The following is a 10776-nucleotide window of genomic DNA, read 5'->3' as shown; positions in this document are numbered from 1 at the left end:
CCTTTTCGCGGCCACTGACCGCTCCCACAAGGGTTGCGAAATCCGTGCAGGAGCGGTCATCGGCCGCGAAGGGTGCACCCGGACTGCCTGACCCACCGGGGGACTCCCGACAGGGCGCAGCAGATCTAACTTGGCTTGTGTTCCGTGTGGGTCCAGTCGTGCAGCAGGCTGTAGGCAACTGCCAGCAGGGTCGGGCCGATGAACAGGCCGATAAAGCCGAAGGCCAGCAGTCCGCCGAACACACCCAGCAGCACGATCACCAACGGCAAGTTGCCGCCGCGACTGATCAGGTAGGGCTTGAGCACGTTGTCCACGCCACTGATGACGAAAGTCCCCCAGATGCCAAGGAAGATCGCGTAGCCGTAATCGCCCTGCCACACCAGCCAGGCGGTGGCCGGAATCCACGCCAGCGGCGGCCCCATGGGAATCAGGCTGAGCAGAAAGGTGAAAATGCCAAGTACCAATGCCCCGGGCACACCGGCGATCAGGAAGCCGATCAAGGCCAGGATCGCCTGGGCGGCGGCGGTACCGATCACCCCGTTGACCACCCGTTGCACCGTGCCTGCCACCAGATCGATGTAGTACCCGGCGCGCTCTCCGATCAGACGTTCCAACAGCCGAAGCACGAAGGCTGCCATGCGTGGCCCGTCGCGATAGAAGAAGAACACGAAGACCAGGCTCAGCGTGAGTTCGAGGATCCCGCCGCCGATCTGCGCGCTGCGCGCCAACAGGAAATTGCCGACTTGCCCCAGGTAGGGCCTGACGCTGGCCAGGAACGCCGCGCCCTGCTCGTCGAGGGTGTTCCAGATACCGACCAGGCTCGCACCGACCAGAGGAATGCCGGCCAGCCAGTCGGGCGCATCGGGCAGCCCATCGACCTGCACGTCACGAATGAACGCCGTCGCATCGCGCACGTGATCGGCCAGGTTGAAGCCAAGCCAGACCAGCGGCAACACCACCAGCAGCATCCAGCAGCCGGTGAGAATGCCGGCTGCCAGCGACTCGCGGCCATTGAGCCAGCGGGTCAGCAACCGCATCAGCGGCCAACTGGCGTAGGCCAGGATCGCACCCCACAGCAGGGCTGAACAAAACGGCGCCAGTACCCAAAGGCAGGCGCCGAGCAGGGCCAGCAAGACAATCTGTACCAGCAGGCGATCGTTACTCGGCATCAATGCTCCAAAGGCGACGCAGGCTCAACGAATGATTTCCAGATGCAGCCCCTTGACGCTTTCGGTACCGGTTTCCAAGCGAGCCGCGCGCACACCCTTGGCGACCAGGGCGTCGCGCCAGGCGGCGGCCGCAGCGCTCGATACACCGGAGACGCTTACCCGAATCGAGCTGTCGAGTTGCAGGCTGCGGGCCAGCAAGGCCACCCAGGTGTCATCGGGCGTTTCGCCCATGGCCGGGTAATCGAGATCGCCGGTGCTGCGCAATTCGTGCAGCACCGTGGCCGGCGTGGGCAGCAAGGTACCCAGCGGGGCATCGGCGACGAAGGTTTCGACATGCAGATAGGCGCGACGGTTGCCGCGAGTGATGGCGTAGAGGGCGGTCAGGGTATTGTCATCCGGAGCGGCCTGGCGCAGCAGCACGAACGCCTGCTGGTCGTCGGCCCCCGACAGCCGTGCGCCATCGAAGACATCGTTGACCCACAGGCTGCTTTCACCGCAGTCGCGCGCCTGGCACCAGTACAAGGTGTGCGCGCCCCCCTGCTGCAGCGCCTCGCGGGCATCGTTGAAGGCTTGTCGCGCGGTCTGGGTTTCGGGAAGTTCATACGTGGTGGCGCTGACCTGGCCTCTGGCGTTGACCTGGCCGTCCATGCGCAGCTTGCCGCTGATCTTGCGCAGCGACCCCAGCGGATAGATACGTTCCTTGTCGACCGCAGGACGTTGGTCGACGACCTTGGCGTCCGGCGGCGCGGGCAGCTCGGCGGCCATGGCCGAGGTGCTCAGGGCGGTGCTGCCCAGCAGAGCGGCGAGTACCGGCAGCAGCCGCTTCGAGGCATTCATGAGGGCAGCAAGGCGTGGTGGCCCGGAGGGCCGTAAACGAGCGTAGCAGCGAGTTCCATCAAGATCTTCTCCTGTTTCAACCTAACAAGCCTCGGCAGTTGCCTGCTGCAAGTCAAGGTGTGGCAAAAAAGCGATTGAAACAGCCTGCGACAAGCCTGGCCCCGGTGTCGTCATTCAGATGCAGGTGATGGCCTCCGGGCAGCGCCTGCAGGGGGAGCCCCAACCGGGCCAGCAGCGCAGTATTTTTCACCAGCAGGCCCTGCTCGGCGAGGATCAACAGGCTCGGGCAGCGAATCGCCTGCACGTACGCCAGTGCCTGTTCTTCGCTCAAGCGCACCGGCGATGGCAGCGTCAGGCGGCTGTCGCTACGCCAGCTGAATCCACCTGCCACCGCTTCCAGCCCTCGCGCCGCCAATAATTCGGCCGCCTCGTGGCTGACGGCGATACGACCGTGCATGCGCGCAAGCACAGCCCGATCGATGTCGGCATACACTGATTTGCGCTTGTGACCCAATGCCTGCTGCGCATGCAGGGCTTCGCCCAGGCGCTGTGGCCCCTCCTCGGCAGCGCCCAGCGGCGGTACCACGCCGTCGATCAACGCCAGCCGCTCTATTCGCTCGGGCAAGGCACTCGCCAGCAAGGTGGCGACGATCCCGCCCAGCGAGTGCCCCAGCAGGGAAAAACGCTGCCACCCCAGCTGGTCGGCCGCCTGCAGCACGTCGTGGGCGTAATCCCACAGGGCATAACCGGCGCCGACCGGACGATGCCCGGAGTATCCATGCCCGGCCAGGTCGAGGGCGACGATGCGCAGCCCGGTCAACTGCGGCGCCAGGCGGGCAAAGCTGTTGGCGTTGTCCAGCCAGCCGTGCAGCGCCAGCACCGGCCTGCCGTCTTCGGGTCCGTAGACATGGGCGGCCAGCTCGATATGAGGCAGCGACAGGCGGATTTCGCGGACCGGCGCAGTCATGACTCAACGGGCCGGCGGGTTCTGCCCCAGCGGCACCACGGCTACCGTCAGGCGCGAAATGCAGCTGGGTTTGCCATCGTCGCCCTGCAGACGAATGTCCCATACGTGAGTGGTGCGGCCAATGTGCACCGCACGGGCCACGCCCGTCACCCGGCCGCTGCGCAACCCGCGCAGATGATTGGCGTTCACCTCCAGGCCCACACAGTAGAAGCGCTCGGTGTCGATGCAGAGGAAACTGGCCATGGAGCCCAGGCTTTCAGCCAGCACCACCGAGGCCCCGCCATGAAGCAGACCGAACGGTTGATGGGTGCGTGCATCAACGACCATGCTGGCAGTCAGGGAGTGCGCATCGAAGCTTTCGAAGCGAATATCCAGCAACTCGCCGATGGTATTTTTCTGCGCCGCATTCAAGCGCTCGAGATCCGGTTCGGTACGCCACAGGCTCATGGGAGTATTCCTGACGGGTTAGGGATGGTGAACGGCGTGCAGGGACATCAGCCCGGCCAAGGGCCAGTCGCCGTGCAGCTCGGCCAGGCTGGCGGTCTGCATGGGCTCAGGCTCGCGCAAGTTGCCATGAACCAGCAGGCTCAGCAGGTTGCCGACCAGCGGCTGGTGGCTGACCAGCAGCACGTTCTCCAGGCCCAATTTCTGCAGGTGGTCAACGACCTCCAGCGGATCGCTCTCTGGCGTCAGCCACGGCACGGTCTGCACCGCCGGGGCGGCGTGCAGCACGCCATGGACCAGGGCGGCGGTCTGCTGCGCGCGCACATACGGGCTGGCGAGGATGGCATCCAGTGGCTGATCGTGCAGGCGCACCGCGCTGGTCAGCACCTGCCGTTCGCCCACCGAGGTCAGGGCGCGCTCGGCATCGCTGCGGGCATGGCTGGCGGCTTCGCCGTGGCGCAGTACCCAGAGCTTCATGGCTTCGGCTCGTCGGCCAAAGGCCGGGCCGCGCCTGCCTCGTAGGCAGTTTCGCCGTCGGCGGGACGCGCCTGCGGCCAATCGGAAAACGGCCAGGGCTTCTGCTCGGTATGGAAGCTGCCGAAGCGACCGATCTGGGCCAGGTAGCGGCTCAGGCTGTCGCCGAAGGCCATCATGGCAGCGTTCGGCGCGCCCTGGACCAGACGATGGATGAGTTGCACCAGCACCAGCGCACCGAGCAGGAACTGGGCAACCTGCCAGACCAGCACGAACACCAGCATCCAGAGCACCCGCAAAACGATTGCCTCGCGGCCCGGATCGTTGAAAGAACGGTTCATGGCGTATTCCTCAGTTGAAGCCACTGGTGGAAATGAAATCGACATCAGTCTTGGGTTCGGCCCGCATCAGCAGCTCGATCACCTGGTTCAGGGTACGCCCTTCGAACAGGATTGCATGCAACCCTGCCACCAACGGCATATAGACCTGCAGTTCCTGGGCCTTCGCCTTGAGCACCTTGAGCGTGTTGACCCCCTCGGCCACCTCGCCCAGGCGCGATACGGCATCTTCCAGGCTCAGGCCTTCGCCCAGGGCGAACCCGACTTGATAGTTGCGGCTCTTGGGCGACGAGCAGGTCACGATGAGGTCGCCTACCCCGGCCAGACCGAGAAAGGTCATGGGGTTGGCGCCCTGGCTGACGGCAAAACGCGTCATCTCGGCCAGGGCACGGGTAATCAGCATGCTTTTGGTGTTCTCGCCCATGCCCAATGCCACGGCCATGCCGGCGATGATCGCGTAGACGTTCTTCAGCGCACCGCCCAGCTCGACGCCGAAGCGGTCGCTGCTGGCATAGACGCGGAACGTGCGCCCGTGGAGGACGGCCTGGACCCGCTCGCAGAGGGCTTCGTCGGCGCTCGCCACCACCGTGGCAGTCAGGGCATGTTCGGCGATCTCGCGAGCCAGGTTGGGGCCGGACAACACGCCGATACGGGCATCTGGCGCAACCTCTTCGAGGATCTCGCTCATCAGCTTGAAAGTCTGCGCTTCGATGCCCTTGGTCAGGCTGACCAGCATCTTGCCGCTCAGCTGGTCGGCGTGCACGGCAAGCACGCTGCGCAGGGCACTGGAAGGCAGCGCGACGAAAATCAATGCACTGCCGGCGATGGTCGCGTGCAGGTCGGTGACCGGGATCACCCCCGGCAGAATCTTGATGCCCTTGAGGTAGCGCGGATTCTCCCGATTCAGGCGAATCGCCTCGGCTTGCTCCGGGTCGCGCATCCACTGGCGAACCGAATGGCCGTTCTCGGCCAGCAAGTTGGCCACGGCAGTGCCGAAACTACCTCCTCCCAGCACGGCTATCGGCTGCTCTTGAGTCATATCCCATCCATTTGGTCGAGTTGAGGGCGATCGGCAGCATTATACGGAGCCGCCCCGACACAACCAGCCCCGGCCTGCGCCGCGGTAACAATACGACTGGAATTGTCGCTCTGACCGGTTAACATGCCTGACTGTTCAACTCGATTCAGGCCCAGTCGTGTCCGCCACTTTCCCATTGCCTCGCGCCCTGACATGAAGTTGCGCCTGAACCGCGACATTCATACGCGTACCCAGATCATCAGCGTCGGGCCGGCCCTGCTGCTGACCCTGCTACTGATCGGTTTCTTCACCTTCGTGCGTTTGCAGGACCTGCGCCAGGAGCTCAATCACACTGGCCAATTGATTGCCAACCAGCTCGCGCCCGCTTCGGAATATGGCGTGGTCACCGACAATGCCGCGGTACTGGAAGGGCTGCTCGGCGCAACCCTCGCCACTCCGCACGTTCGCTTTCTGGAGATTCAGGACCAGACCGATCGGCGCCTGGCCTATGTCGAGCAGCGGGTCAGGAACGAGCACCGGTCGGCCCATGTCGAAGTGTTCCAGGCGCCGATCCAGATCCGCGGGGCATTTCTGGAGGACCACCAGGCGCAGGTGCAGCAGCACATGGGCAGCGCCAGCAGTGGCGACTACCTGGGCCGGGTGATCGTGGGCATGTCCGACGACGCGTTCAGCGAACGCCAGCAGGAAATCGTCCTCAAGGCCGGCGTGCTGGCATTGTTCGCGCTGCTGTTCACCTATCTGCTGGCCCGGCGGCTGGCGCGCAGCCTGGCCCAACCCATCAGCGAAATGAGTCGCGTGGTCAAGGCCATCGGCCAGGGCGAGTTCGACAGGCCACTGCCCATCGTCGACGACAGCGAGCTGGGGCATCTGGCCGGGCATATCAATAACCTTGCCAGCGCCCTGGCCAAGGCCAGCCACGAACAACACCAGGCCATGCAGCAACTGATCCAGACCCGCGAGGAAGCCGAGCGTGCCAACAGCGCCAAGTCGGATTTCCTGGCGATGATGAGCCACGAGCTGCGCACCCCCATGAACGGCGTGCTGGGCATGCTGCAGCTGCTCGAAACCACCGTGCTGAGCCATGAACAGCGCGACTATGCCCAGGTGGCAACCGAGTCCACCGAGCACCTGCTCAAAGTCATCAACGACATTCTGGATTTTTCCCGCATCGAGCGAGCGGCGATGGAGCTGGAACACATCGGTTTCGGCCTGCACGAATTGATCACCAGTTGCGTTCAGGCTTTTCAGCACACCGCTCGGCAACGCAAACTGGCGCTCGAACTGACGCTGGCCGAGGGCATCGAAGGGTTGCAGGTCGAGGGCGATCCGACGCGCATCCGGCAGATTCTGGTCAATCTGATCGGCAATGCGCTGAAGTTCACCGATGAAGGCGCGGTGCACATCAATGTGCACTGGCAGGTACTGGATCACCAATTGATCTGGCTGACCTGTACAGTGCGCGATACCGGGATCGGCATCGGCGAGGATCGACTGGAGAGCATGTTCGATGCCTTCGCCCAGGCCGACAGCTCGATCTCGCGGCGCTATGGGGGCACGGGCCTGGGGCTGCCCATCGCGCGGACGCTGGCCGAACGCATGGGTGGCACGCTGCGTGCGCAGAGCAAGGAAAAGCACGGCTCGCTGTTCACCCTGGAAATGCCGCTGGCGCTGAGCCAGCAGAGCCTGGCCCGCCCGGCAGCGGTGCCCAACCTGTCCGGCAACGACGACGGCGCCGGCCACAGTGTCTTGCTGGTGGAAGACAACGCGGTCAACCAGACCGTGATCGAAGCCATGCTGCGCAGCCTGGGCTACGCCGTCGATGTCGTCAGCGACGGGGCCGCAGCGGTCAGCCAGGTACGTGCACACCTCTATTCGGCCGTGCTGATGGACTGTCGTCTGCCGGTACTCGACGGTTACGAGGCGTCGCGGCAGATTCGCCAGATTCCAGGACGCGCAGAGCTGCCGATCATCGCCCTGACCGCCAACGCGCTGCTGGGCGACCGCGACACCTGCCTGGATGCCGGAATGAACGATTACCTGGCAAAACCGTTCAAACGCGCAGATCTGCAACAGGTTCTACTGCGCTGGACGGGCTGAACACGCGCCGTGGAATGGATGCCGGATGTCCTCGCGATAGCGCCCGTTGCTGGCAAGAAATGCTAAAGTGCGGCAGTCTTGTACATCCATTCGGACAAAGCCTGCTGTCTGGCATTATAATTTCAGTGAACAAGTGTACTTCCGTATCGCTTGCGCTGTGACTTTCACTACAACGCAATAGTCTATGTGTAGGCTGCCGGCCCAGGCGTTGATTCTTCTGGTCGGTCGGGAAGATCTGCCCCCTGCCACCAGGGACTATTGAGGAGCTCGCATGACCAAACAAAACGCCTTTACCCGGGAAGATCTGCTGCGCTGCAGTCGTGGCGAGCTGTTCGGCCCAGGTAACGCGCAACTGCCCGCCCCGAACATGCTGATGGTGGACCGTATCACCCATATCAGCGCCGAAGGTGGCAAGTACGGCAAGGGTGAATTGGTCGCCGAGCTGGATATCAACCCGGACCTGTGGTTCTTCGCCTGCCACTTCGAAGGCGATCCGGTGATGCCGGGATGTCTTGGCCTGGATGCCATGTGGCAGCTGGTCGGTTTCTTCCTGGGCTGGCAGGACCTGCCAGGTCGTGGCCGTGCGCTGGGCTCGGGCGAAGTGAAGTTCTTCGGCCAGGTGCTGCCGACGGCCAAGAAGGTCACGTACAACATTCATATCAAGCGCGTGCTCAAGGGCAAGCTGAACATGGCCATCGCCGATGGCTCGGTCAGCGTCGACGGCCGCGAGATCTACACCGCCGACGGCCTTCGGGTTGGCGTCTTTACATCCACCGAAAATTTCTAAGGGTTATCCGCATGCGCCGCGTTGTTATCACTGGTCTGGGCATCGTTTCGTGCCTGGGCAATGACAAAGACACCGTCTCCGCAAACCTGCGTGCAAGCCGCCCTGGCATCCGCTTCAACCCGGAATATGCCGAAATGGGTCTGCGTAGCCAGGTTTCCGGCTCCATCGACCTCAACCTGGAAGAGCTGATCGACCGCAAGGTGTACCGCTTCGTCGGCCATGCGGCTGCCTACGCCTACCTGGCCATGCAGGATGCCATCAAGGATTCCGGCCTCACCGACGAGCAGGTGTCCAACCCGCGTACCGGCCTGATCGCCGGGTCGGGCGGCGCCTCCACTCTGAACCAGATGGAAGCGCTGGACATCCTGCGCGAGAAAGGCGTCAAGCGCGTCGGTCCGTACCGGGTCACCCGGACCATGAGCAGCACCGTTTCGGCCTGCCTGGCCACCCCTTTCAAGATCAAGGGCCTGAACTACTCCATCGCCTCGGCGTGCGCCACCAGCGCGCACTGCATCGGTACCGCCATGGAGCAGATCCAGATGGGCAAGCAGGACGTGGTGTTCGCCGGCGGTGGTGAAGAGGAGCACTGGAGCCAGTCGTTCCTGTTCGACGCCATGGGTGCCTTGTCCAGCAAGCGCAATGACACGCCCGAAAAAGCGTCGCGTGCCTACGACAGCGACCGCGATGGCTTCGTCATCGCTGGCGGCGGCGGCATGGTAGTGGTCGAGGAGCTGGAGCACGCTCTGGCCCGTGGTGCGCACATCTATGCCGAGATCGTTGGCTACGGCGCCACTTCCGATGGCTACGACATGGTTGCGCCAAGCGGCGAAGGCGCCATCCGCTGCATGCAGCAGGCGTTGTCCACCGTCGACACCCCGATCGACTACCTGAACACCCATGGCACCTCCACGCCGGTGGGCGACGTGGCCGAAATGAAGGGTGTGCGTGAAGTCTTCGCTGGCAAGTATCCGGCCATCAGCTCGACCAAGAGCCTGTCCGGGCACTCGCTGGGCGCCGCTGGCGTGCACGAAGCCATCTATTGCATGCTGATGATGGAAGGCAACTTCATTGCCGGGTCAGCCAACATCGATGAGCTGGACCCTGCCGTAGCCGATCTGCCGGTGCAGACCGTTACCCAGGAAAACGTCGAAATCAATACCGTGATGAGCAACAGCTTCGGCTTCGGCGGCACCAATGCTACCTTGGTACTCAAGCGCTGGACCGGCCAGTAAGATTCAGAGCTCTGCTTGAAGACGGCGCCTGCGGGCGCCGTTTTTTTTGCCTGCAATCGGTCGATTGACTGCGGTTGAACCCCCTGGATGGCACAACCCTCTATACAGTGTGACTCGAGCACACCAACGAAGGGATTTCCATGGCTATCACCGTGATTACCGAACCTGGCGACGGATTTCGCCACAGCATCGATATCGATGGCCGACACGCTTTTCACACCGACCTGCCCGAAGCCTTGGGCGGTGCAGGCTCGGCACCCTCGCCCCACGACTATTTCGACGCCGCACTGGGTGCCTGCAAGGCCCTGACCTTGAAGCTCTATGCCCAACGCAAGAACATTCCGCTCACAGGAGTGAATGTGGAGGTCAAGCGCGATGCTAGCGAAGAGCCCACCGGCAAGTACCGCCTGCAGGTCAAGCTCACCTTGCTCGGCAACCTGACGGAAGCGCAGCGCCATGATCTGGACGTGGTGGCCGACCACTGCCCGGTGCACAAGCTGATGACCAGTGCGGTCATCGATATCGAGACGTACCTGGCCGAGGTCCAATAGTCGAGCACCCGGTTTCAGTCAGGCCCGCTCCCACAGGTATAGCGGAATCAGTGCAGGGACGGTTCAGGCCTGGAACACTTCCTCGAGCAGGTTGTGCATCGCCTGGAACGCGCGAGCCGAGACTTTCGCATCGTACATCTGCACACCTGGGTTGTTGGCCTCGGTGTCGGTGAACGAATGGTAAGCCCCGCCATAGCTGGTCAACTGCCAATCCACGTCTGCCGAGTTCATCTCGGAACGGAAGGCGGGCAGCTGTTCGGCCGGCACGAGGGGGTCGGCGTCGCCGTGCAGCACCAGAACCGAACCTTTGATGTCATGGGCATCGGCCGGGTTGGGTGTATCGAGTGTGCCGTGGAACGAAATGGTTGCCTTGAGCGCCGCGCCCGTACGTGCCAGCTCCAGCGCACAGCAGCCGCCGAAACAGAAACCGAAGGCCGCCGATTGCGCTGGATCGACGGCAGCATGCGTCTGCTCGTGCAGCTGCTGCAGCGCCACCTGCATGCGCTTGCGCAACAAGGCGCGATCATTCTTGAGCGGCGTCATGGCAGCCGCCGCTTCATCGTTATTGCCTGGACGCACACCCTGACCGTACAAGTCGACCAGCAGCACCACATAGCCCTTGGCAGCCACTGACTGGGCAATACGCTCGGCACCTTCGCTGACGCCCATCCAGTTCGGTGCCATCACCAGCCCCGGACGCGGAGACACGATATCGGTGTCGTAGACCAGGCGGCTTTCGTAGGCCTGCCCGTCGATTTGGTAGACAACGGATTGAACGGTCAATGTGCTCACGCTTGCATCTCCAAAAGGTCATGACTGAAAACGAAAAAGCCCGCCGAAG

The 10776-nt window shown here is 63.3% G+C and carries 12 protein-coding genes; 4 read left to right on the top strand and 8 right to left on the bottom strand.

Annotated elements, in window-relative coordinates; translation table 11 throughout:
- Nucleotides 1-125: 125 nt before the first annotated feature.
- The 7 genes from IFT98_RS01370 to IFT98_RS01340 form a co-directional block, all read right to left on the bottom strand.
- A complete protein-coding gene (locus IFT98_RS01370; RefSeq protein ID WP_192049604.1) occupies nucleotides 126-1169 on the bottom strand; it encodes an AI-2E family transporter in 1044 nt (347 codons plus the stop codon).
- 24 nt (nucleotides 1170-1193) lie between these two features.
- Nucleotides 1194-1934 carry a DUF4892 domain-containing protein gene (locus IFT98_RS01365; protein WP_244650983.1) on the bottom strand — a complete coding sequence of 247 codons (741 nt, stop codon included), beginning with the start codon at nucleotides 1932-1934 and terminating at the stop codon, nucleotides 1194-1196.
- Nucleotides 1935-2118: 184 nt separating this feature from the next.
- Complete coding sequence (locus IFT98_RS01360; RefSeq protein WP_192049608.1) at nucleotides 2119-2973, bottom strand: alpha/beta fold hydrolase; 855 nt, start codon at nucleotides 2971-2973, stop codon at nucleotides 2119-2121.
- 3 nt (nucleotides 2974-2976) lie between these two features.
- A complete protein-coding gene (locus IFT98_RS01355) occupies nucleotides 2977-3420 on the bottom strand; it encodes a hotdog fold thioesterase (RefSeq protein ID WP_192049610.1) in 444 nt (147 codons plus the stop codon).
- An 18-nt stretch (nucleotides 3421-3438) separates the two neighbouring features.
- Nucleotides 3439-3894 (bottom strand): phosphohistidine phosphatase SixA, encoded by a 456-nt coding sequence (gene sixA / locus IFT98_RS01350; RefSeq protein WP_192049612.1) that lies wholly within the window; start codon nucleotides 3892-3894, stop codon nucleotides 3439-3441.
- Nucleotides 3891-4232 (bottom strand): DUF4389 domain-containing protein, encoded by a 342-nt coding sequence (locus IFT98_RS01345; RefSeq protein ID WP_192049614.1) that lies wholly within the window; start codon nucleotides 4230-4232, stop codon nucleotides 3891-3893. Before IFT98_RS01345 ends, sixA begins: the two co-directional genes overlap by 4 nt.
- A gap of 10 nt (nucleotides 4233-4242) precedes the next feature.
- Entirely contained in the window at nucleotides 4243-5268 is a 1026-nt protein-coding gene (locus tag IFT98_RS01340) for an NAD(P)H-dependent glycerol-3-phosphate dehydrogenase (protein WP_192049616.1), read from the bottom strand.
- A 192-nt stretch (nucleotides 5269-5460) separates the two neighbouring features.
- Between IFT98_RS01340 and IFT98_RS01335 the strand changes: the two genes are divergently transcribed.
- From IFT98_RS01335 to IFT98_RS01320, 4 genes are all read left to right on the top strand, one after another.
- Entirely contained in the window at nucleotides 5461-7365 is a 1905-nt protein-coding gene (locus IFT98_RS01335; RefSeq protein WP_192049618.1) for an ATP-binding protein, read from the top strand.
- Nucleotides 7366-7636: 271 nt separating this feature from the next.
- Entirely contained in the window at nucleotides 7637-8152 is a 516-nt protein-coding gene (gene fabA / locus IFT98_RS01330) for a 3-hydroxyacyl-[acyl-carrier-protein] dehydratase FabA (protein ID WP_122479130.1), read from the top strand.
- Between the two features lie 11 nt (nucleotides 8153-8163).
- Nucleotides 8164-9384 carry a beta-ketoacyl-ACP synthase I gene (fabB, locus tag IFT98_RS01325; RefSeq protein WP_192049620.1) on the top strand — a complete coding sequence of 407 codons (1221 nt, stop codon included), beginning with the start codon at nucleotides 8164-8166 and terminating at the stop codon, nucleotides 9382-9384.
- A 140-nt stretch (nucleotides 9385-9524) separates the two neighbouring features.
- Entirely contained in the window at nucleotides 9525-9935 is a 411-nt protein-coding gene (locus tag IFT98_RS01320) for an OsmC family protein (protein ID WP_192049622.1), read from the top strand.
- A gap of 63 nt (nucleotides 9936-9998) precedes the next feature.
- Here the strand turns inward: IFT98_RS01320 and IFT98_RS01315 are convergent, their stop codons facing one another.
- Nucleotides 9999-10727 (bottom strand): dienelactone hydrolase family protein, encoded by a 729-nt coding sequence (locus IFT98_RS01315; protein WP_192049624.1) that lies wholly within the window; start codon nucleotides 10725-10727, stop codon nucleotides 9999-10001.
- Nucleotides 10728-10776 lie beyond the last annotated feature (49 nt).

It is taken from the genome of Pseudomonas sp. CFBP 8770 (assembly GCF_014841705.1).
Taxonomy (GTDB): domain Bacteria; phylum Pseudomonadota; class Gammaproteobacteria; order Pseudomonadales; family Pseudomonadaceae; genus Aquipseudomonas.
Note: the sequence above shows the minus strand (reverse complement) of the source record. Positions and strands in the feature narration are given on the sequence as shown.